Here is a 21,054-nt window from a genome sequence, read left to right as displayed (position 1 = left end):
CGAGAAGTCCTGTCACGTATAATCAGGACGTGTTAGATGAAACTTATTAAAAATAAAGGAGGAATCAGTAAGATGTTACCATACCCAAGATCTTTTTCTCATATTGGACTATCCGTCCCAAACCTGGAAGAGGCAGTTACATTTTACAGAGAGGTGTTTGGTTGGTATGTCATCATGGAACCTTCCGATGTTGAAAATGATGACACGGCAATCGGGCAGATGTGCCGAGATGTATTCGGGAATAATTGGGAAAAATTCAGAATCGCCCACCTTGCAACAGGTGATAAAATCGGGGTGGAGCTCTTTGAGTTCCCTCACAATGAAAAGCCTGACAATAATTTTGAGTACTGGAAAACAGGCTTATTCCATTTCTGCATCCAGGATCCTGATGTAGAAGGCATGGTTGAAAAAATCAAACAGCATGGTGGGAAGCAGCGCATGCCGATACGTGAGTATTATCCTGGAGAAAAACCGTATCGCATGGTCTATGTGGAAGATCCATTCGGAAATATTTTTGAGATTTACTCACATAGCTATGAATTAACTTATTCAGATGGAGCGTACTAACCATATGGAAGAAAGACATGTTCAATGATGAATGTGTCTTTTTTTTTCTATCACGGGGTTTCGAGGGGCTCTGTCTATCAGTCTGTCCTGGATGGTGAGGGGAAATACGGCCATGCCTCATATGCTTCGCTTTTTGGTATCTGCTGGCCAATTTTTCCGTTGAAGTATACGTCGTTGCCCTCACCTAAAAGAGATTCTTGACAGAGATTAATAATGACAAAAAACCAGTGTAATAGTATTTTTATAAGCTGAAATCTACAACTGACTCTTTAAAAAATGCTGTTTACTTAACCTGTGAGGAATTAGAACAGACTATAGTCAGAAGCTCACGTCCCGCATAAAGCCAGCACCTCCTGCTATCTTAAATAGCAACAAAGTTTACGAAGGCACCCTTATGAAAAGAGAGCTAAATAAAAAAACCACCTAGCAGAAAGCCAGGTGGTTTTTTATGAATTAGTTCGCTTTTTTCATTAGGCGAGACTTTTGACGATCAGCAACATTTTTGTGGATTAATCCTTTTTGTGCTGCTTTGTCTAATTGGCGAACGGCTTCGTTCACTAATTCTTTAACGTTGTCTTCGCTGTTTGCAGCTGCAGCTTCTGCTTTCTTCACAGCAGTACGCATAGAAGATTTTACAGCAGCGTTTTGAGCGTTACGCTCGTTGCTAGTTTTAACACGTTTAATAGCAGATTTGATATTTGGCATTTCCTGTCACCTCCTATAAAAGGATCGAGATTCTATGTGACTCGATTTAAATTCCTAAACAATAAGAACAAATGATATTTTATCAAACGAATGGTGATATTGCAATACTAAGGAGTGAAAATAAACAAGTGAATGAAGCTCTATCAAAAAGGTAAACCTAAAAAAATAATAGAAAAGATCTTATGGTTGGAGGTAATGTGGATGATGAAAAATGAAAACATTGATTTAAGTGTTTATTCTGTTCGTACGGATTTGGCAGTGGAAGCCCATGAAATGGTGGTAGCTGATAAGAACAATGATAATCAAGAAGACGATAAAAATGTATCAACGGAAATTAAAGGAGTAATCGTAAAAGAAAGGGAAGAGGAAGGTATTAAGGTATCATTGGTGACCGTCACACCTGAAGGAGAAGAAAGTATCGGGAAGAAACCTGGTAATTATTTAACCATTGAAGCACATGGGATTCGAGAGCAAAATACTCAATTACAAGAAAAGGTTGAAGTGGTTTTTGCAAAAGAATTTAATCAGTTCCTTATAAATAGTGGGATCGATAAAAATGCAAGCTGTCTTATTGTTGGACTTGGGAACTGGCATGTTACACCCGATTCATTAGGACCACTTGTTTGTGAAAATATTATTGTAACGAGACACCTTTTTGAACTCCAACCTGAATCTGTTCAGGAAGGCTATCGCCCTGTAAGTGCTCTCGTACCTGGCGTAATGGGGTTAACGGGAATAGAAACAAGTGATATTATTTTCGGGGTTGTTGAAAAGTCAAAACCTGATTTCATTATTGCCATTGATGCATTAGCTTCTCGTTCCATTGAGAGAGTGAATTCAACCATTCAAATATCTGACACTGGTATTCATCCAGGATCAGGGGTTGGAAACAAACGTAAGGGACTGGATCAAGAGACATTAGGGGTACCTGTTATTGCGATAGGAGTCCCGACGGTTTTAGACGCTGTCACCATTGTTAGTGATACGGTGGATTTTCTTTTAAAGCATTTTGGAAAGGAAATGAGAGAAGGCGGACGCCCTTCAAGATCTCTCGCCCCTGCTGGAATGAGCTTTGGAGAAAGAAGAAAACTTACTGAAGAAGACCTACCTGAAGAACAGCATCGCCAAACGTATCTGGGGATTGTTGGGACACTCGAGGATCAAGAAAAAAGAAGGCTGATTCACGAAGTGTTGGCTCCGATTGGCCATAATTTAATGGTTACTCCAAAAGAAGTGGATGTGTTTATGGAGGATATGGGAAATATAATCGCCAGTGGTCTTAATGCTGCCCTCCATGAATCCATTAGTCAAGAAAACACAGGTTTTCATACTAGATAATTTCTTGAAAAAGAGCTGCCTCTTTTTAAATAATGGCAGCTCCTTTTTATATCTCAAATTTCAGTTTATCGTCCCCAGAAAATATTTTAGATGCCATTCTTCAAAATAAGACAAAATGTCCATCGGTCAATTCTTCCTCTACTAACCCTATCTAAATGTATTTCAATAACCTCCCTTATAAACAAACATATTAGGTATTATTCCTTTTTATGAATAGGCTAAAGCTTTCTAATAGAGCCTTTCTAAAAAGATAAAAAATTAATAGAGAAGTTCTTCTTTTTCTGTTTATTCTTTCGCATTTAACCTCATAATGACTACTAATTATGGTTCTACTTTTTCTATTAAAGTCATAACTTGTACTAAAGTGATGATGAGAAAGGGTGAAAGAATGGGATCCTATAAATCAACCAATTATGTTGTAGCTATTAATATGTCCACGATTTTAAAAGCGGTATTAATCTTCGTAGTGGGATTGCTTTCCATCTTTTCTATTACGGGCATTCTGACTTCGTTAAATCCTGAATACAGAATCACCTCGAACTCATTGAATCAAGCAGCATCGAGAGCAAAAGGAGATGTTTTATATAAAATTCTAACCTTTGAAAATCATTCATTTAGTAGTGTTTTGACTGAGGAAGAAAAGAATTTGCCTAGTTTATCCGCTCTTATGTTTCAGGTAGCAACCAATGTTCGTTTTGAGGATCCAAGAAGTTTTCTTGGCCGTGAGCTACCGGGGTTTTCTATTTTTGATGGAGATATCCTAGTGGCTGGAGAGGGAACTGATTTCACCAATATGCCTATAGAGTCTGTTCCCCCAATGGAAGCCTTAAATGCAGAAAATGAAGCTTCTCTAAAGAATGTAGACAGCATAAATCAACCTGATTCAAATAAAAATGCTAAACCACCTATATCGACAGGTGACAAGGATACGGTGCATCTCTATTTCACTCATACCCGTGAATCTTATCTACCTTATCTAGAAGGAGTGACCAATCCTGATTCAGCCATGCATTCTCAAATCAATGTCACGAAAGTAGGGGAGATGGTGGAGAATCAATTGGAGCAACAAGGCATTGGGACAAGTATAGATAAAACCGATGTCATTCAAAACTTGAATAATAAAGGCCTAAACTATTATTCTGCTTATCAGGAATCCCGTCCTCTAGTGAAGGCAGCGATGGCAAGTAACAAAGACCTCTTATATTTGATTGATATTCACCGTGATTCCCAGAGAAGGGATGTCACGACTGGCATAATAAATGGGCAATCGTATGCCAAGCTTGCATTCGTTGTAGGGGAGGAGCATCCGAATTTCGAAAAAAATCTAAAAGTTGCCACGGAGCTTCACAAACTTCTTGAATCAAAATATAAAGGTATTTCTCGTGGGGTTATTGCAAAAAAAGGGAGCGGAACTAATGGGAAATTTAATCAAGATCTATCAAGCAATGCATTACTGCTTGAATTTGGTGGGGTAGATAATACGTTTGCTGAACTGGAAAGATCAGCTCAAGCGTTTGCAGATGTATTCGCAGAATATTACTGGCAAGCAGAAAAGGTGAATCATAATCTTTCAGCACCACCAGTAAGTCAGTAAAAAAGAGGTGGAAGTATATGAAAAAATTTATGTTTAAATGCATACTACTTGTATCTGCTTTGTTTATTGGAGTTCTCTTAGGCATGGAACAGGCGAATAATGGAATCGTTGAAATGAAAGGATATGAAGGAGAAGTTTTCACATCTCCAGTTGGAATCTCTCAAAATCAACAAGGAAATGTTGAGGCATCCTTTCTTGGAAATGATATAGAGTCAGAGACACTCAAGGAGAAGAAAGAAAAACTGGAAGAAATGAAGGCATTTAATGCATTTTCATCTATAGGGAAAGCCCTGGCAGATATGATCGTGAATATTACGAATGTGTTTGTGGATTTTATTGCATCATTAATCTAATCATTTAGAAGAAAAGACATAAAAACATATGTTTTTATGTCTTTTCTTTTTTTGACAGGCAAATTCTATAGGGTATTTGCGAAATCCACAATATATCGAGTGAAATTTCAAATATATTTGCGAAAAATACACTTTATCTAGCGAAATATTCATTTTATTTACGAGCTACCGATTTCTCGACGCAAATCGACAACAGGCGGATGCCTGTTTTATTTCCAGCTGTTTTGCTTACAAAGCTGCCCTTTTCTAGTTTACATTGAATATTATATTGTCTACTGCTATAATTCAAAATAGTGTACATGTGTGGAAATAACAGGAGTTGAACATTGAATGAATCGTGAAGACAAATTAAAAAGACAACAGAAAATTAGAAATTTTTCTATTATTGCTCATATAGATCATGGGAAATCAACCCTAGCTGACCGTATCTTAGAAAAGACAAAAGCACTTACGGCACGAGAAATGAAAGAGCAATTGCTAGATTCTATGGATTTAGAAAGAGAACGTGGAATTACAATTAAACTGAATTCAGTGCAATTAAAGTATCAAGCGAAAGATGGAGAAGAGTATATTTTTCATTTAATTGATACACCGGGACACGTCGATTTTACATACGAAGTATCTCGTAGTTTGGCTGCATGTGAAGGTGCAGTGCTTGTAGTAGATGCTGCTCAAGGTATTGAAGCTCAAACATTGGCGAATGTTTACTTAGCACTTGATAATGATTTGGAAATCCTTCCTGTCATTAACAAAATTGACCTTCCAGCCGCTGACCCAGAACGAGTTCGTCAGGAAGTAGAGGATGTTATTGGTCTTGATGCATCAGATGCAGTATTAGCTTCTGCTAAAGCAGGAATTGGAATTGAAGACATTTTAGAACAGATTGTTGAAAAGGTTCCAGCACCTGTTGGAGACCCTGATGCTCCATTAAAAGCTCTAATCTTTGACTCATTATATGATGCATATAGAGGTGTAGTAGCTTATATTCGCGTGATGGAAGGTTCTGTGAAAGTCGGAGATAAGGTCCGAATGATGGCAACCGGCAAAGAATTTGAAGTAACCGAAATTGGTGTCTTTACCCCAAAACCTACTGGAATGAAAGAACTGACAGTAGGAGATGTAGGCTATTTAACAGCAGCTATCAAAAATGTAGGAGACACTCGTGTTGGTGATACCATCACCCTAGCGAAAAATCCAGCTGAAAAAGCACTGCCTGGTTATCGTCGATTAAATCCGATGGTGTATTGTGGTCTTTACCCAATTGATTCTAATCGCTATAACGATTTACGAGAAGCGTTAGAAAAATTAGAGTTAAATGATTCTGCCTTACAATATGAGCCAGAGACATCTCAAGCTTTAGGATTTGGTTTCCGTTGTGGTTTCTTAGGACTTCTTCACATGGAAATTATCCAGGAGCGTATTGAACGTGAATTTAAGATTGATCTTATTACGACGGCTCCAAGTGTTATCTATCATGTTCAACTTACAGATGGAGAAGAAGTGAAGGTTGACAACCCGTCAATGATGCCTGATCCTCAAAAAGTTGATTATGTAGAAGAGCCTTACGTTAAAGCAACAATAATGGTTCCGAACGATTATGTAGGAGCTGTTATGGAGCTTTGCCAAGGGAAACGTGGTAATTTCATCGATATGCAATATATGGACGACACTCGAGTGAATATTGTATATGAACTTCCTTTAGCAGAAATTGTGTATGATTTCTTTGATCAGTTAAAGTCGGGAACAAAAGGATATGCATCCTTTGATTATGAACTGATTGGATACAAGGAATCTAAACTTGTGAAGATGGATATCTTGTTAAATGCAGAAAATGTAGATGCATTAAGTTTCATCGTTCACCGTGATTTTGCCTACGAACGCGGGAAGATTATTGTTGAGAAGTTAAAGGATCTGATTCCAAGACAACATTTTGAAGTGCCTATTCAAGCGGCTATTGGCCAAAAAATTGTTGCCCGTTCAACAATTAAAGCGATGCGTAAAAATGTACTTGCAAAGTGTTATGGTGGAGACATTTCCCGTAAGCGTAAACTTCTTGAAAAACAAAAAGAAGGTAAAAAGCGTATGAAATCTGTTGGTTCCGTAGAGGTTCCACAAGAAGCGTTCATGGCTGTTTTAAAAATGGACGACACTGATTCAAAAAAATAATTTTGATCTGGATAAAGGGGGGGAAGAGGCTTGTATCAACAAGCGCTACTTTACCCCCTTTTCTCTATGATTGACACTAAAGGATGGATACAATTGGTAAAATCAGCGTATATTCATATACCATTCTGTGAACATATCTGTCACTATTGTGATTTCAATAAGTTCTTTTTAGAAGGTCAGCCAGTTGATGAGTATATAACTCGCCTGGGTGAAGAAATGAAAATGAGAGTAAGAAATCAAGCCTCTGAACAATTAGAAACTATTTTTGTTGGAGGAGGAACACCTACTGCTTTAAACGCTAATCAGCTTGATAAACTCTGTACGGAAATCAACACTCACCTTCCTTTTGAAACGGGAGAGTTTACATTTGAAGCTAACCCAGGAGACCTTTCTGAAGACAAGCTTCGTGTATTGAAAGATCACGGGGTGAATCGATTAAGTTTTGGGGTACAGTCTTTCAATAATGACCTTCTTAAGGGAATTGGAAGAACTCATAAAAGTGAAGATGTTTATTCATCAATAGAAGCGGCTCAAAAGGTAGGATTCACAAACATTAGTATCGATTTAATATATAGCTTACCGAAACAAACAGAGGAAGATTTTCAAGATACCTTAAGAAAAGCCCTTGACCTTAATCTTCCCCATTATTCAGCTTATTCTCTTATTGTAGAACCTAAAACGGTCTTCTATAACTTGATGAGAAAAGGGAATCTTCCACTTCCTTCTCAGGAGCAAGAAGCAAACATGTATGAAATCTTGATTGATACAATGGAGGAGTATGGGCTGAATCAATATGAAATTAGTAATTTTGCCAAAAAAGGATATGAAAGTAAGCATAACCTCGTTTATTGGGATAATGATGAATATTATGGTTTAGGAGCAGGGGCTCACGGATATATAAACGGAGTACGCTATTCAAACTATGGACCCTTGAAAAAATATATGGAACCTATTCAACAGGGAAAGGCACCTACGATTCAGGAACATCATGTGACCAAAGGGGAAATGATGGAAGAGGAAATGTTCTTAGGTTTGCGAAAGGTAGATGGAGTTAATAAAGCTGTGTTTGAAAGAAAATTTGGATGCTCAATTGAATCTGTATTCCAATCGTCTATAGAAAAAATGAAGGATAGAAACTTAATCACTGTATCGGAAAATAGCATTTGCTTAACCAAACAAGGTCGCTTTTTAGGTAATGAAGTATTTCAATCTTTTTTGGGTGTAATCTAATATATTGACATCCCTTTTCTGATTTGATAATTTATTAATTAGATTTAGCACTCATCTTGAGAGAGTGCTAACAGGGGTGATGAATGTTGTTAACAGATCGACAACTTCTAATTCTTCAAGTGATTATTGATGATTTTATTCTTTCCGCTCAACCAGTTGGATCCAGGAGCTTGTCTAAAAAGGACGAGATTTCTTTCAGTTCAGCTACCATTCGTAATGAAATGGCGGATTTAGAGGATTTAGGTTTTATCGAAAAAACACATACATCTTCAGGACGTGTTCCTTCTGAAAAAGGTTATCGTTATTATGTGGATCACTTACTTTCTCCTCAACAATTAAACAAGAACGAGGTTCATGCATTACGTTCTATTTTTAATGACAGGATTTACGAATTAGAGAAAGTGGTTCAAAAATCAGCGAAAATTCTTTCTGAATTGACAAATTACACAACAATTCTATTAGGGCCTGATTTGAAGGAAAATAGATTGAAGAAGATTCAACTCATTCCTCTAAATAAAGACACAGCCATTGCCATTATCGTTACGGATAACGGACATGTTGAGAATAAATTATTTCAAATTCCTCCGACGATGGATGCTCTTGAGCTTGAGAAATTAGTGCATATTTTAAACGATCGTTTGTCAGGAGTTCCAATTAGTGAACTAAATGATAAGATCTTCAAGGAAGTCGCTCTGGTACTTAAAGAGCACATCCAGAATTATGATTTTATCCTACACTCGATCACAGATTCTCTTAATCCATCGGGTACAGATAAGCTGTTCTTTGGGGGCAAGACTAATATGCTGAATCAGCCTGAGTTTCATGATGTTCATAAAGTACGCATGTTACTGGAAATGATTGATCAAGAAGAGAGTCTTTATCATTTGATTCGTCCATCCTCATCAGGAGTGAATATTAAAATTGGGAAAGAAAATAATCATCTTGCAATGGAGAATTGCAGTCTCATAACCGCTACTTATTCTATTGGTAAAGAGCAATTAGGTTCTATTGCGATTATCGGACCTACTCGGATGGAGTATTCCCGTGTCGTAAGCTTACTTAATTTCTTCTCAAACGATATGTCGAAGGTTCTTACGAAACTGTATCAAAGTGAAGATTAGTGGACATATTGTATAAAGGTAAAATAGACCTGGAAATCTCATCTATGAGCTGATTTCTGGTGTCAGAGTTCGACTGTCATGTAATGTTTAGTATGGATGATTTTTATAAGGAGGTGAATGTTATGTCTGAAGAAACAAAGCAAGCACAACAAGAGACAGAAGAAGCAAAGAAAGATAACAACGAGCAAGAGGTTGTTGAAGAAGTATTTGCTGAAGAACCTCAAGTAGAGGAAGCGACAGAAGAACATGAATCAGATGAGCTTTCACAACTTCAAGAAAAGCTGAATGAATCTGAAAATCGTTATCTTCGATTAAGAGCCGATTTCGATAACTATCGCCGTCGTGTGAATGTTGAGAACGAAGCGAAGGAAAAATATCGTGCTCAAGGTCTTATTACTGAACTTTTGCCAGCACTTGATAATTTCGAGCGTGCTTTAAATATAGAAGCTGAGAACGATCAAACGAAAACGTTGCTTCAAGGAATGGAAATGGTTCACCGCAGTATCACTGAAGCCCTAAAAAAAGAGGGCGTCGAAGCAATTGAAGCCGTAGGTCAACAATTTGACCCTCATTTGCATCAGGCAGTGATGCAAACGGAAGATGAAAATTTTGAAAGCAACGTCGTAGTTGAAGAATTTCAAAAAGGATTCAAACTCAAGGACAGAGTTATTCGTCCATCAATGGTAAAGGTAAATCAATAAATAACATTACATAAGATTAATAGGGAGGTTTCTTACTATGAGTAAAATTATCGGTATTGACTTAGGTACAACAAATTCATGTGTATCAGTACTTGAAGGTGGAGAGCCAAAGGTCATTGCAAACGCAGAAGGAAACCGCACAACGCCTTCAGTTGTTGCGTTTAAAAATGGAGAAAAACAGGTTGGGGAAGTAGCGAAGCGTCAAGCTATTACAAACCCAAATACAATCATCTCAGTGAAGCGTCACATGGGGACAGATCACAAAGTAGAAGCTGAAGGAAAAGAATATACTCCACAAGAAATTTCAGCTATGATTCTTCAACACTTAAAATCATATGCAGAAGACTATCTTGGGGAAAAAGTTGAAAAAGCGGTTATCACAGTACCTGCTTACTTCAATGATGCTGAGCGTCAAGCAACAAAAGATGCTGGTAAAATCGCTGGTCTTGAAGTTGAACGTATTATCAACGAGCCAACTGCTGCTGCACTGGCATATGGTTTAGATAAAATGGACGAAGATCAAACGATTCTTGTTTATGACCTAGGTGGCGGTACGTTCGACGTATCCATCCTTGAACTTGGTGACGGTGTATTCGAAGTACGTTCTACTGCCGGTGACAATCGTCTTGGCGGAGATGACTTTGACCAAGTAATCATCGATTACCTAGTAGCTGAATTCAAAAAAGATAACGGTATTGACCTTTCTAAAGATAAAATGGCTCTACAACGTCTTAAAGACGCAGCAGAGAAAGCGAAGAAAGATCTTTCAGGTGTTACGTCAACTCAAATTTCTCTTCCTTTCATCACAGCTGGAGAAGCAGGTCCTCTTCACTTAGAAGTGAACCTTACTAGAGCGAAATTCGAAGAAATTTCTTCAGACCTTGTAGAGCGTACAATGGGACCAACTCGTCAAGCGATGAAAGATGCTGGTCTATCTGCAAGTGAAATTGATAAAATCATTCTTGTCGGTGGATCAACTCGTATCCCGGCTGTACAGGAAGCAATCAGAAAAGAAACTGGAAAAGAGCCTTCTAAAGGTGTAAACCCTGACGAGGTTGTAGCAATGGGTGCAGCGATTCAAGGTGGAGTTCTGACTGGTGACGTAAAAGATGTAGTATTACTTGACGTAACACCACTTTCACTTGGAATTGAAACTATGGGTGGAGTAGCTACGAAGCTGATTGAACGTAACACAACGATTCCAACATCTAAATCCCAAACTTTCTCAACTGCTGCTGACAATCAAACAGCTGTTGATATCCATGTATTACAAGGTGAACGCCCAATGGCAGCGGATAACAAAACCCTTGGACGCTTCCAATTATCAGATATTCCACCAGCACCACGTGGAGTACCTCAAATTGAAGTTAAATTCGACATCGACAAAAACGGAATTGTAAATGTTAGTGCGAAAGACCTTGGAACAGGAAAAGAGCAAAACATTACAATCAAATCTTCTACTGGCCTTTCTGACGATGAAGTAGAACGTATGGTTAAAGAGGCAGAAGAAAATGCTGAAGCAGACAAACAACGTAAAGAGGAAGTTGAACTTCGTAACGAAGCAGACCAACTTGTTTTCCAAACGGAAAAAACGTTAAAAGACCTTGAAGGCAAAGTAGAAGAAGATGAAGTGAAGAAAGCGGAAGATGCTAAAGCTGAACTGAAAGAAGCAATCGAGAAAGATGATTTAGATCTAATCCGTGAAAAGAAAGATGCACTTCAAGAAATCGTTCAAAGCTTAACAATGAAGCTTTATGAGCAAGCTCAAGCTGAAGCTCAGGCGGCTCAAGGTGAAGAAGGTCAAGCTGGAAATGAAGACGATGTTGTAGATGCAGAATATGAAGAAGTAAATGATGACAAGAAATAATAGGTAAGGAACAGGCTCTGATAATGTTGCAATTGATTTTAGTGTGAGGGAATCTATAAAGATTCTCCTCACTGATTTATACTTCACGTTACAGAGCAAAGTAAAAAGTCAAAGTCAGGGCGGTTCTTGGCTTTGACTTTTTCTATGAATGGACCTATTGAAATGGATAGGAATATCAGAGGGAAAATCCAAATCTCGGTTTTTATTGATATTCCATCATATACAATGTTAAAATAACCTTTATGCAAAGGATTCGGGAGTGGTGTTTTAATGAGTAAACGGGACTATTATGAGGTTCTTGGTGTCGGGAAAGACGCCTCAAAAGACGAAATGAAAAAAGCATACCGCAAGCTCTCTAAAAAATATCATCCGGATATTAATAAAGAAGCGGATGCTAATGAAAAATTCAAAGAAATATCAGAAGCGTATGAAGTGTTAAGTGATGATCAGAAACGCGCTCAATATGATCGCTTTGGACATACAGATCCTAACCAGGGATTTGGTGGCGGAGGAGACTTCGGCGGCGGTTTCGGTGGCTTCGAAGATATCTTTAATACGTTCTTTGGTGGCGGAGGCGGTCGAAGAAGAGACCCTAACGCACCTAGACAAGGAGCGGACCTCCAGTACACAATGTCCTTGACTTTTGAGGAAGCGGTTTTTGGTAAAGATACAGAAATCGAAATTCCTAAAGAAGAAGAATGTGATACATGTCATGGATCTGGAGCAAAACCAGGAACAAAGGTTGATACATGTTCACATTGTAAAGGAGCAGGTCAATTAAACGTTGAGCAAAACACTCCTTTTGGACGCATTGTAAACAGACGAGTGTGTCATTATTGTAATGGTACAGGAAAACAGATTAAAGAGAAATGTACGACATGTGGTGGAGCAGGTAAAGTGCAAAAACGCCGCAAAATTAATATAAAGATTCCAGCTGGAATTGATGATGGTCAGCAACTTCGTGTGACAGGTCAAGGAGAACCGGGTATTAATGGTGGTCCTTCAGGTGACTTGTATGTTGTGTTCCATGTTCGCTCTCATGAGTTTTTCGAGCGTAATGGGGATGATATTTACTGTGAAATGCCAGTTACATTTGCACAAGCTGCTTTAGGTGATGAAATCGAAGTACCTACTCTACATGGTAAAGTCAAGCTGAAAGTTCCAGCTGGCACACAAACAGGTACGAAATTTAGACTTAAAGGTAAAGGTGTTCCAAATGTACGTGGATATGGTACAGGAGATCAGCATGTACAAATGAAGGTAGTAACTCCTTCAAAACTAACTGAAAAGCAAAAGCAGCTACTACGAGAATTTGCTGATATTAGTGGGCAAATTCCAGATGAACAACATGAAAGCTTTTTTGATAAAGTAAAAAAAGCCTTTAAAGGCGAATAACTCAGAATGGAGTTGGTAGGATAAATGAAATGGTCAGAAATCAGTATTCTAACTACGAATGAAGCGATTGAACCGATTTCAAACATTCTTCATGAATCAGGAGCTAGCGGAGTGGTTATTGAAGACCCTTTTGATTTAATTAAAGAAAGAGAAGATATGTTTGGAGAAATCTACCAACTCAATCCTGATGATTATCCAATTGAAGGTGTATTAGTAAAAGCTTACTTACCTGTTAATAGTTTTTTAGGTGAAACAGTGGAAGAGATCAAGCAAGGAATAACAAACCTTGTTACCTATGATATTGATATAGGAGAAAATAAAGTAGAGATCTCAGAAGTGAATGAAGAGGAATGGGCAACAGCTTGGAAGAAATACTACCATCCTGTAAAAATTTCTGATAAATTCACCATTGTTCCTACTTGGGAAGACTATACCCCGGTTCATAGTGATGAATTGATCATTGAGCTTGATCCTGGTATGGCGTTTGGTACAGGTACTCATCCTACAACGGTTATGTGTATCCAGGCCTTAGAGCGTATCGTACGGGAGCAGAACACGGTAATTGATGTAGGAACGGGTTCAGGGGTTCTCTCGATTGCCTCTGCTTTGTTAAAGGCGAGTAAAGTGGATGCATATGATTTGGATGAAGTTGCCGTCCGATCAGCTAGGTTAAATGTAAAGCTGAATAAAGTGCAGCAAGTAGTAACTGTTGAAGAAAATAATCTGCTTAATGGCATTAGTGAACCGGCAGATGTTATTGTGGCAAATATTTTAGCTGAAATTATTTTACGTTTTACTGAAGATGCCTATAACCTTGTGAAACCAGGGGGCTATTTTATTACATCTGGAATCATTCAGCCTAAAAAACAAGAGGTACGAGATTCCCTGGAGAATGCTGGCTTTATCATTGAAGAGGTTATGGTAATGGAAGACTGGGTTGCCATTATCGCTAAAAAACCTTTATAGGACCCTAATAGAAGACGTGGAGTGAGACTGAATGCAAAGATATTTTATAGATGAAGCTTACAATGAGGAACTTCCTATCTATCTTACTGGTGAAGACTATCATCACATTGTTCGTGTAATGAGAATGAAGGAAGATGATCACATTTTCGTCGTATTTAATGATCAAGCATCAGCCATTTCACGTATTGAAACGATTTCCAGTGACTCCGTTGAAGTATCAATAGTACAATGGGAAACAACAACAGTAGAATTACCAATTAAAGTAACCATTGCGAGCGGCCTGCCGAAAGGGGATAAATTAGAGTTGATTTTTCAAAAGGGAACGGAGCTCGGGGCAGCTCAATTTATCCCTTTTAATGCGGATCGCTCAATTGTAAAATGGGATGCGAAAAAAGCTAAAAAAAAGGTTGAACGTTGGGAAAAGATTGTGAAAGAGGCTGCTGAACAGTCTCATAGACTTTTGATTCCCCAAGTGCTTTCACCTGTTTCTCTGAAAGAATTACTAAAGCTAGGTCAAGAGTTTGATTATAAACTCGTTGCATATGAAGAAGAAGCTAGAGCAGGAGAAAAAGGCAATCTTTCTACAACACTAACGAGCATTAAAGAAGGACAAAGTGTTCTTGTTGTGTTTGGACCAGAAGGTGGATTATCTGATAAGGAAATACAGCTTTGTAAGGAAGAAGGCTTTTTGACATGTGGATTAGGCCCTAGAATACTGCGTACAGAGACGGCTCCTTTGTACGTCCTTTCTGCCATTAGCTATCAATTAGAATTAATGAGGTGATTGTAATGCCATCAGTAGCGTTTCACACTTTAGGGTGTAAAGTGAACCACTACGAAACCGAAGCCATTTGGCAATTGTTTAAAGAAGAAGGATATGAACGTGTTGAATACGATTCGATTGCAGATGTTTATGTCATCAATACTTGTACAGTAACTAATACTGGAGATAAAAAAAGTAGACAAGTAATCCGTCGGGCAATTAGAAAGAATCCGGACGGAGTCATTTGTGTTACAGGTTGTTATGCTCAAACATCTCCTGCTGAAATCATGGCGATTCCTGGAGTAGACGTAGTAGTTGGTACACAAGACCGAAGAAAAATGCTTACCTATATAGAAGAATATAAAAAAGAACGACAGCCTATTAATGGCGTAACAAATATTATGAAAAATCGTGTATACGAAGAATTAGATGTTCCGGCCTTTACGGATCGAACACGTGCATCTTTAAAGATTCAAGAAGGGTGTAATAATTTCTGTACATTTTGTATCATCCCTTGGGCGCGTGGTCTGATGAGATCTCGTGATCCTGAAGAAGTCATTCACCAGGCCCAACAGCTTGTTGATGCTGGATATAAAGAAATTGTCCTTACGGGTATCCATACAGGTGGATACGGAGAAGACATGAAGGATTATAACCTTGCCATGCTTCTTAAAGATCTTGAACAGAAGGTGAAGGGTCTTAAGCGAATTCGAATATCATCCATTGAAGCCAGTCAATTAACAGATGAAGTCATTGAAGTAATAGACCAATCGAACATTGTTGTTAGACATCTTCATGTACCTTTGCAATCAGGATCTAATACGGTTCTTAAAAGAATGCGTAGAAAATACACGATGGAGTTCTTTGCTGAACGACTAGACAAGCTCAAGAAGGCTTTACCCGGTCTTGCTGTTACTTCTGATGTTATCGTTGGTTTTCCAGGTGAAACAGAAGAAGAGTTTATGGAAACCTATAACTTCATAAACGAGCACAAATTTTCTGAGCTTCACGTATTCCCATACTCAAAGCGCACCGGTACTCCGGCAGCGCGTATGGATGACCAGGTTGATGAAGAGGTTAAGAATGAACGAGTGCATCGTTTAATTGGACTTTCAAATCAACTGGCAAAAGAATATGCTTCTCATTTTGAAAATGAAGTATTAGAGGTTATTCCAGAAGAACCTTACGGAGATGATCTTTATGTCGGGTATACTGACAACTATTTAAAAGTAGTGTTTCCTGCAACGGAAGAAATGGTCGGTCAATTAGTTAGAGTGAAAATTACTAAAGCCGGTTATCCAATAAATGAAGGACAATTTGTTCGTGTCCTTGAAGATGATTTAGAATCAGAAGAAAAAGCCGCTATCTAACTCATAGTGAGTCACCTCTTTATACAAAGAGGTGACTCATTTTATTTTACTAGTATACTATTTGTAATCGATTTCTTTTTCTGCTTTCTTCCAAATTATCTATTGATATGTACACAAGAAGGTTGTAAACTATTATTGTTAACGTATTTGAATTATGCTCTTTTTTTATCTAATTAATGCAAACGATTGCATTGAAATGTAAGCGTTTGTATCTTACTATACTTTGATGAGGTGTTACGATGAAGAAGGCGTGGCGTAAAGAAGCAGTAGGCTATCAAATTTATCCGAGAAGTTTTCAGGATTCAAATGGAGATGGAATTGGAGATTTACAAGGGGTTATTCAACGATTAGATTATATTAAAGAACTAGGAATAGATGTCATTTGGATTTGTCCAATGTATAAGTCACCTAATGATGATAATGGATATGATATTTCGGATTATCAAGATATCATGGAAGATTTCGGTACAATGGAAGATTTCGATCAATTGCTTCAAGAAGTTCATAATAGAGACATGAAGCTGATCATTGATCTTGTTCTAAATCACACTAGTGACGAACACCCTTGGTTTATTGAATCAAGCAGTTCTAAGAGAAATCCTAAACGTGACTGGTACATTTGGAGAGATGGTATTAAAGGGAAAGAACCTAATAATTGGGAAAGTATCTTCGGTGGGTCTGCTTGGCAATATGACGAGGAAACGGATCAATATTTTCTTCACGTATTTTCAACCAAACAACCGGATTTGAATTGGGAAAATGAAGAGGTACGAGATGCCCTGTATGATACTGTAAATTGGTGGCTAGATAAAGGAATTGACGGTTTCAGAATTGATGCTATTAGCCATATTAAAAAACGACCAGGTCTACCTGACATGCCAAATCCTAAGAAGAAGAAATATGTGTCTTCTTTTGACATGCACATGAATCAAAAAGGAATCCATACATTCTTACAAGAGTTCAAAGACCGTACGTATTCAAACTATGATGTGATGACAGTCGGGGAAGCAAACGGTGTGAAAGCTGATGAAGCTGAGCTATGGGTTGGAAAAGAAAATGGGAAAATGGATATGATTTTTCAATTTGAGCATTTAGGGTTATGGGATGCTGAAACGAATCCAGAACTAGATATCGTTGAGTTAAAGAAAGTATTGACTCGTTGGCAAAAAGGACTTGAAGGCAATGGTTGGAATGCTCTATTTATCGAGAACCATGATAAACCAAGAGTTGTATCTACATGGGGGAATGATAAAGAATTATGGAGAGAAAGTGCCACCGCTATGGCAACGATGTATTTCTTAATGCAAGGAACACCGTTTATTTACCAAGGACAAGAAATTGGTATGACAAATGTTCAATTCCCTTCTATCACAGACTATGATGATGTAGCTGTGAAAAATTTATATCGTCTAAAGCGCGAAGAAGGTGTAGAGCATCAGGAAATCATGGAAATTATTTGGGCTTCTTCCCGGGATAACAGCCGGACACCAATGCAGTGGTCAGATGAAGAAAACAGTGGATTTACAACTGGAATACCATGGATGAAAGTGAATCCAAACTATAAAACCATTAATGTAAGAGCTCAAGAAAAGGATGATACTTCAATCCTTGCTTTCTACAAAAAAATGATATCATTAAAGAAAACGGAAGATATTTTCACTTATGGAACCTATGATCTTCTTCTTGAGAAAGATCCACAAATTTATGCTTATACACGAACAACGGAGAATGAGGCCATGGTTGTCATCACCAACCTATCCACCAAAGCAGCAGTTTGTGACTTAGGGAATATAGAGGTTTATTTTTCCAATCTTCTCCTAAATAACTATAATGTTCAAGATCATCAAAAAATGAGTAAGGTGTCTCTTCTACCTTACGAAGCGAGAGTATATCGATTAAAATAACAAAAAATAAACAACCTGGAATTCTTTTCTGGGTTGTTTTGTGTTTTTTTGGAAAAACATGAAAATTATATTGAAAGGGTTTACTTTATTTATGGAATCTTTAGGAGATACTATAATAAATACTCGTATTTCTTGTCCCTTTTTGATATGATAAGAGAGGTACGTACATCTGTTAAAGGAGAGATAACGATTATGTTAAAAAATATTGCAAGTATGATTGATCATACTTTACTTAAACCTGAATCAACGAAGGACCAAGTAGAAGTACTTTGTCAGGAAGCAAAAGAATTTAAATTCGCTTCTGTGTGTGTAAATCCAACGTGGGTTCAATATTCAAGTGAATTATTAAAAGGTACAGAAGTAAAAGTTTGTACAGTAATTGGTTTCCCATTAGGAGCTTCTACTCCTGAAACGAAAGCATTTGAAACAAAGGATGCTATTGAAAAGGGTGCAACGGAAGTTGATATGGTTATTAATATCGGCGCATTAAAAAGCGGTGATGATGAACTTGTGAAACGTGATATCGAAGCTGTAGTTGCTGCTTCAAAAGGTAAGGCACTTTCAAAAGTAATCATTGAAACTTGTCTATTATCAGACGAAGAGAAAGTGAAAGCATGCAAATTAGCTGTAGAAGCTGGAGCTGATTATGTAAAAACATCAACAGGATTCTCTACTGGAGGAGCGACTGTTGAAGATATCGCTCTTATGAGAAAAACTGTAGGACCAGATCTAGGTGTGAAAGCTTCTGGTGGAGTCCGTTCTGCTGAAGATGCTAAAGCAATGATCGATGCAGGAGCTACTCGTCTTGGAGCGAGCTCTGGAGTGAAAATTGTACAAGGTTTAACAAGTGATTCTGATTATTAATAACTATAGAAAAGCTGAATGAGGCTATGCCTCATTCAGCTTTTTTTGGTAGGTGAAGATTTTCAATGAAACGGGCGAATGAATGAGCAAATGGCAGAACTAGAAGGGAGCATAGGATATTAAAAATTACACTGGCATGAGCGAGCTGTAAATCTGGAGAATGGGCTAAAGATTGAACAACGGATCTTAAAATGGGAATGAGAGGGAGAAAGAATAAAACTCCTAATACATTTAGCCAAATATGTGCATAGGCTGTCAATTTGGCCTCGTTCCCGCCGCCGATGCTGGCTATAAATGCAGTAATACAAGTTCCGATATTCGCTCCAAGCATAATAGCAATTCCTGCATCCAAATCAATGGAGTTAGCAGCAAGAAATCCCATCGTTACGCCTGTCACTACCGTGCTTGATTGAATAGTGGCAGTTAAGATACATCCAATGAATAAAGCAAGAAACAGGTGTTCATTTACTTCAAGAATATAGGATCGTAATGACTCATGTTTTGTTAATGGTGTTGCTAACCATTGAATAGCCTGTATAGAAGTGAAAATCAGTCCAAAGCCGATACATATAAAAGCAGTACTTTTCAATGTTGGAGAAGGAAGAGCATACATAATAACTCCCAAAACCATAGAAGGGATAATAAGATAATTCATATTTAAAGTGAACATTTCAAGGGTAAAGGTAGTACCAATGTTAGTACCAAGCATTATGCCAATTGTTTGCCTAAAAGGAATAAGTCCAGAAGAGGCAAGTCCAACAGTTAACACCATTACTGCTGAACTACTGTGAATAAGAGCAGTGACAATGGTACCAGTGAAAACCCCTTTAGTAGCTGTGTTTGTTAAGTAGTGGAGCACGGATTTAATTTTCGTGTTTGCAATATTAAAGAGGCCAGTTCTTAACCAGGTCATACCGGTTAAAAAACATAATATAAAAAATATAAAGGCAAGTATATGTAATAGCATGTTCCTCCTCCCTTTTAGACGAGAATTCTACTTTCATTTATATAATGTATGGGAAAAGATAAGAGACATGCCTATTTAAACAAGCAATTATATAGAAATTGTTGACCTATCTCAAGACATATATTATAATGGCAAAGTACATGGATTTCTTTATGTAAATAAAGAATTTCATCCAAGAAAGACATACACTTTCTGTCCCCTTGTGACAAATACAACAAGGGCGAAGCCATACCTATTGGTGAAGTAAAGGACGTTAGAGCTTAAATGATCTTACGTCTAGGAAAAATGGACCTATCCATTTTCTTGACTTGAACATGTAAGTGTAGTGTGTTCGGAGGGAGGGAAAGAGAGATGTCAAAAACAGTTGTTCGTAAAAACGAATCGCTTGAAGATGCTCTTCGTCGCTTCAAACGCTCAGTTTCTAAAACAGGAACTTTACAAGAGTTTAGAAAGCGCGAATTTTATGAAAAGCCAAGCGTAAAACGCAAAAAGAAATCAGAAGCAGCAAGAAAACGTAAGTTCTAAGAGAGGGTGTAAGCATGAGTCTTCTCACTCGTTTAAATGATGATATGAAACAAGCGATGAAAAATAAAGAAAAAGAGAAACTTTCTGTTATCCGTATGCTTAAGGCTTCACTTCAAAATGAAGCGATTAAACATGGAAAACAGGAACTCTCTGAAGACGAAGAGTTGACTGTCCTTTCTCGTGAAGTGAAGCAAAGGAAAGACTCCCTCCAAGAATTTAGAAACGCAGGTCGTGAAGATCTCGTTGAGAAAATTCAAACAGAACTGACTTACGTCGAAATATATATGCCTAAACAGCTTTCAGAAGAAGAGGTCTCAGCCATTGTTCAAGAAACAATGGTTGAGGTAGGTGCTACTACTAAAGCTGATATGGGTAAAGTGATGGGAGCAATCATGCCTAAATTAAAAGGGAAAGCCGATGGAGCTCTCGTCAACAAACTTGTTCTTCAACATCTATCATAAGATAAAAAACCCGATGGGCATTGATCCCACTCACCGGTGTGTGCTTCATGTTGGAGGAGCTTATGATGACAAGGAGAAGGCATTGGAGCAATTATACATAATTGGGCTTGACCCCTGTTCACTTCAACGAATGATTATGTTAGAGAATGACGATACGGTGTTTAGTGCAGCGGATGCTTTATATCTTTGTGAGAAGC

The 21,054-nt window shown here is 37.9% G+C and carries 19 protein-coding genes and 1 pseudogene; 18 read left to right on the top strand and 2 right to left on the bottom strand.

Annotated features, from left to right (window positions below):
- Positions 1 to 72 precede the first annotated feature (72 nt).
- On the top strand, positions 73 to 567 hold the full coding sequence (locus IQI_RS09525; RefSeq protein WP_064092418.1) for a lactoylglutathione lyase family protein: 495 nt from the start codon (positions 73 to 75) through the stop codon (positions 565 to 567).
- A gap of 453 nt (positions 568 to 1,020) precedes the next feature.
- On the opposite strand, the gene rpsT is transcribed toward IQI_RS09525, so the two are convergent.
- Positions 1,021 to 1,272, bottom strand: coding sequence for a 30S ribosomal protein S20 (gene rpsT, locus IQI_RS09520; protein ID WP_064092417.1), 252 nt, complete (start codon positions 1,270 to 1,272; stop codon positions 1,021 to 1,023).
- Between the two features lie 201 nt (positions 1,273 to 1,473).
- Here rpsT and gpr point away from each other — a divergent pair, with 201 nt between their 5' ends.
- The 14 genes from gpr to deoC all read left to right on the top strand — a co-directional run bounded on the left by gpr (position 1,474) and on the right by deoC (position 18,904).
- The gene (gene gpr / locus IQI_RS09515) at positions 1,474 to 2,610 is read left to right on the top strand and encodes a GPR endopeptidase (RefSeq protein WP_082892670.1); all 1,137 of its coding nucleotides are present in this window, start codon (positions 1,474 to 1,476) and stop codon (positions 2,608 to 2,610) included.
- Positions 2,611 to 2,998: 388 nt separating this feature from the next.
- Entirely contained in the window at positions 2,999 to 4,204 is a 1,206-nt protein-coding gene (gene spoIIP, locus IQI_RS09510; protein ID WP_064092416.1) for a stage II sporulation protein P, read from the top strand.
- Positions 4,205 to 4,221: 17 nt separating this feature from the next.
- Positions 4,222 to 4,557 (top strand): DUF3679 domain-containing protein, encoded by a 336-nt coding sequence (locus IQI_RS09505; protein ID WP_064092415.1) that lies wholly within the window; start codon positions 4,222 to 4,224, stop codon positions 4,555 to 4,557.
- A gap of 330 nt (positions 4,558 to 4,887) precedes the next feature.
- The gene (gene lepA / locus IQI_RS09500; protein WP_064091437.1) at positions 4,888 to 6,723 is read left to right on the top strand and encodes a translation elongation factor 4; all 1,836 of its coding nucleotides are present in this window, start codon (positions 4,888 to 4,890) and stop codon (positions 6,721 to 6,723) included.
- Between the two features lie 66 nt (positions 6,724 to 6,789).
- Positions 6,790 to 7,953 carry a radical SAM family heme chaperone HemW gene (gene hemW / locus IQI_RS09495; RefSeq protein WP_064091601.1) on the top strand — a complete coding sequence of 388 codons (1,164 nt, stop codon included), beginning with the start codon at positions 6,790 to 6,792 and terminating at the stop codon, positions 7,951 to 7,953.
- 86 nt (positions 7,954 to 8,039) lie between these two features.
- Positions 8,040 to 9,074 carry a heat-inducible transcriptional repressor HrcA gene (gene hrcA, locus IQI_RS09490; RefSeq protein WP_064091602.1) on the top strand — a complete coding sequence of 345 codons (1,035 nt, stop codon included), beginning with the start codon at positions 8,040 to 8,042 and terminating at the stop codon, positions 9,072 to 9,074.
- A gap of 122 nt (positions 9,075 to 9,196) precedes the next feature.
- The gene (gene grpE / locus IQI_RS09485) at positions 9,197 to 9,775 is read left to right on the top strand and encodes a nucleotide exchange factor GrpE (RefSeq protein ID WP_064091438.1); all 579 of its coding nucleotides are present in this window, start codon (positions 9,197 to 9,199) and stop codon (positions 9,773 to 9,775) included.
- A 37-nt stretch (positions 9,776 to 9,812) separates the two neighbouring features.
- Positions 9,813 to 11,642, top strand: a complete 1,830-nt coding sequence (gene dnaK, locus IQI_RS09480) for a molecular chaperone DnaK (RefSeq protein ID WP_064091439.1) — start codon at positions 9,813 to 9,815, stop codon at positions 11,640 to 11,642.
- A 270-nt stretch (positions 11,643 to 11,912) separates the two neighbouring features.
- The gene (dnaJ, locus tag IQI_RS09475) at positions 11,913 to 13,037 is read left to right on the top strand and encodes a molecular chaperone DnaJ (protein ID WP_064091440.1); all 1,125 of its coding nucleotides are present in this window, start codon (positions 11,913 to 11,915) and stop codon (positions 13,035 to 13,037) included.
- Positions 13,038 to 13,061: 24 nt separating this feature from the next.
- A complete protein-coding gene (gene prmA / locus IQI_RS09470; RefSeq protein ID WP_064091441.1) occupies positions 13,062 to 14,003 on the top strand; it encodes a 50S ribosomal protein L11 methyltransferase in 942 nt (313 codons plus the stop codon).
- Between the two features lie 31 nt (positions 14,004 to 14,034).
- Complete coding sequence (locus tag IQI_RS09465; protein WP_064091442.1) at positions 14,035 to 14,787, top strand: 16S rRNA (uracil(1498)-N(3))-methyltransferase; 753 nt, start codon at positions 14,035 to 14,037, stop codon at positions 14,785 to 14,787.
- A 5-nt stretch (positions 14,788 to 14,792) separates the two neighbouring features.
- Positions 14,793 to 16,136, top strand: coding sequence for a tRNA (N(6)-L-threonylcarbamoyladenosine(37)-C(2))-methylthiotransferase MtaB (mtaB, locus tag IQI_RS09460; protein WP_064091443.1), 1,344 nt, complete (start codon positions 14,793 to 14,795; stop codon positions 16,134 to 16,136).
- Positions 16,137 to 16,375: 239 nt separating this feature from the next.
- Positions 16,376 to 18,040 (top strand): glycoside hydrolase family 13 protein, encoded by a 1,665-nt coding sequence (locus tag IQI_RS09455; RefSeq protein ID WP_064091444.1) that lies wholly within the window; start codon positions 16,376 to 16,378, stop codon positions 18,038 to 18,040.
- A gap of 192 nt (positions 18,041 to 18,232) precedes the next feature.
- Positions 18,233 to 18,904 (top strand): deoxyribose-phosphate aldolase, encoded by a 672-nt coding sequence (deoC, locus tag IQI_RS09450; RefSeq protein ID WP_064091445.1) that lies wholly within the window; start codon positions 18,233 to 18,235, stop codon positions 18,902 to 18,904.
- A gap of 31 nt (positions 18,905 to 18,935) precedes the next feature.
- Here deoC and IQI_RS09445 read toward each other — a convergent pair whose 3' ends face one another.
- The gene (locus IQI_RS09445) at positions 18,936 to 19,871 is read right to left on the bottom strand and encodes a Na/Pi symporter (RefSeq protein WP_064091446.1); all 936 of its coding nucleotides are present in this window, start codon (positions 19,869 to 19,871) and stop codon (positions 18,936 to 18,938) included.
- A 351-nt stretch (positions 19,872 to 20,222) separates the two neighbouring features.
- On the opposite strand from IQI_RS09445, the gene rpsU reads away from it, so the two are divergent.
- From rpsU to IQI_RS09430, 3 genes and pseudogenes are all read left to right on the top strand, one after another.
- Positions 20,223 to 20,396 (top strand): 30S ribosomal protein S21, encoded by a 174-nt coding sequence (gene rpsU, locus IQI_RS09440; RefSeq protein WP_032087602.1) that lies wholly within the window; start codon positions 20,223 to 20,225, stop codon positions 20,394 to 20,396.
- Positions 20,397 to 20,410: 14 nt separating this feature from the next.
- Positions 20,411 to 20,857 carry a GatB/YqeY domain-containing protein gene (locus IQI_RS09435; RefSeq protein ID WP_064091447.1) on the top strand — a complete coding sequence of 149 codons (447 nt, stop codon included), beginning with the start codon at positions 20,411 to 20,413 and terminating at the stop codon, positions 20,855 to 20,857.
- Positions 20,814 to 21,054: pseudogene (locus IQI_RS09430) on the top strand (UV DNA damage repair endonuclease UvsE); the annotation flags it as partial. The gene IQI_RS09435 and the pseudogene IQI_RS09430, both read left to right, overlap by 44 nt.

Source organism: Rossellomorea aquimaris TF-12, assembly GCF_001648555.1.
Taxonomy (GTDB): domain Bacteria; phylum Bacillota; class Bacilli; order Bacillales; family Bacillaceae_B; genus Rossellomorea; species Rossellomorea aquimaris.
This window is presented reverse-complemented; position numbering and strand designations above follow the sequence as displayed.

What these genes read in the sequence shown, in the direction of transcription:
- IQI_RS09525 (WP_064092418.1), top strand. Translation starts at nt 73, where the DNA reads ATGTTACCATACCCAAGATCTTTTTCTCATATTGGACTATCCGTCCCA.
- rpsT (WP_064092417.1), bottom strand. Translation starts at nt 1,272, where the DNA reads ATGCCAAATATCAAATCTGCTATTAAACGTGTTAAAACTAGCAACGAG.
- gpr (WP_082892670.1), top strand. Translation starts at nt 1,474, where the DNA reads ATGATGAAAAATGAAAACATTGATTTAAGTGTTTATTCTGTTCGTACG.
- spoIIP (WP_064092416.1), top strand. Translation starts at nt 2,999, where the DNA reads ATGGGATCCTATAAATCAACCAATTATGTTGTAGCTATTAATATGTCC.
- IQI_RS09505 (WP_064092415.1), top strand. Translation starts at nt 4,222, where the DNA reads ATGAAAAAATTTATGTTTAAATGCATACTACTTGTATCTGCTTTGTTT.
- lepA (WP_064091437.1), top strand. Translation starts at nt 4,888, where the DNA reads ATGAATCGTGAAGACAAATTAAAAAGACAACAGAAAATTAGAAATTTT.
- hemW (WP_064091601.1), top strand. Translation starts at nt 6,790, where the DNA reads ATGATTGACACTAAAGGATGGATACAATTGGTAAAATCAGCGTATATT.
- grpE (WP_064091438.1), top strand. Translation starts at nt 9,197, where the DNA reads ATGTCTGAAGAAACAAAGCAAGCACAACAAGAGACAGAAGAAGCAAAG.
- dnaK (WP_064091439.1), top strand. Translation starts at nt 9,813, where the DNA reads ATGAGTAAAATTATCGGTATTGACTTAGGTACAACAAATTCATGTGTA.
- dnaJ (WP_064091440.1), top strand. Translation starts at nt 11,913, where the DNA reads ATGAGTAAACGGGACTATTATGAGGTTCTTGGTGTCGGGAAAGACGCC.
- prmA (WP_064091441.1), top strand. Translation starts at nt 13,062, where the DNA reads ATGAAATGGTCAGAAATCAGTATTCTAACTACGAATGAAGCGATTGAA.
- IQI_RS09465 (WP_064091442.1), top strand. Translation starts at nt 14,035, where the DNA reads ATGCAAAGATATTTTATAGATGAAGCTTACAATGAGGAACTTCCTATC.
- mtaB (WP_064091443.1), top strand. Translation starts at nt 14,793, where the DNA reads ATGCCATCAGTAGCGTTTCACACTTTAGGGTGTAAAGTGAACCACTAC.
- IQI_RS09455 (WP_064091444.1), top strand. Translation starts at nt 16,376, where the DNA reads ATGAAGAAGGCGTGGCGTAAAGAAGCAGTAGGCTATCAAATTTATCCG.
- deoC (WP_064091445.1), top strand. Translation starts at nt 18,233, where the DNA reads ATGTTAAAAAATATTGCAAGTATGATTGATCATACTTTACTTAAACCT.
- IQI_RS09445 (WP_064091446.1), bottom strand. Translation starts at nt 19,871, where the DNA reads ATGCTATTACATATACTTGCCTTTATATTTTTTATATTATGTTTTTTA.
- rpsU (WP_032087602.1), top strand. Translation starts at nt 20,223, where the DNA reads ATGTCAAAAACAGTTGTTCGTAAAAACGAATCGCTTGAAGATGCTCTT.
- IQI_RS09435 (WP_064091447.1), top strand. Translation starts at nt 20,411, where the DNA reads ATGAGTCTTCTCACTCGTTTAAATGATGATATGAAACAAGCGATGAAA.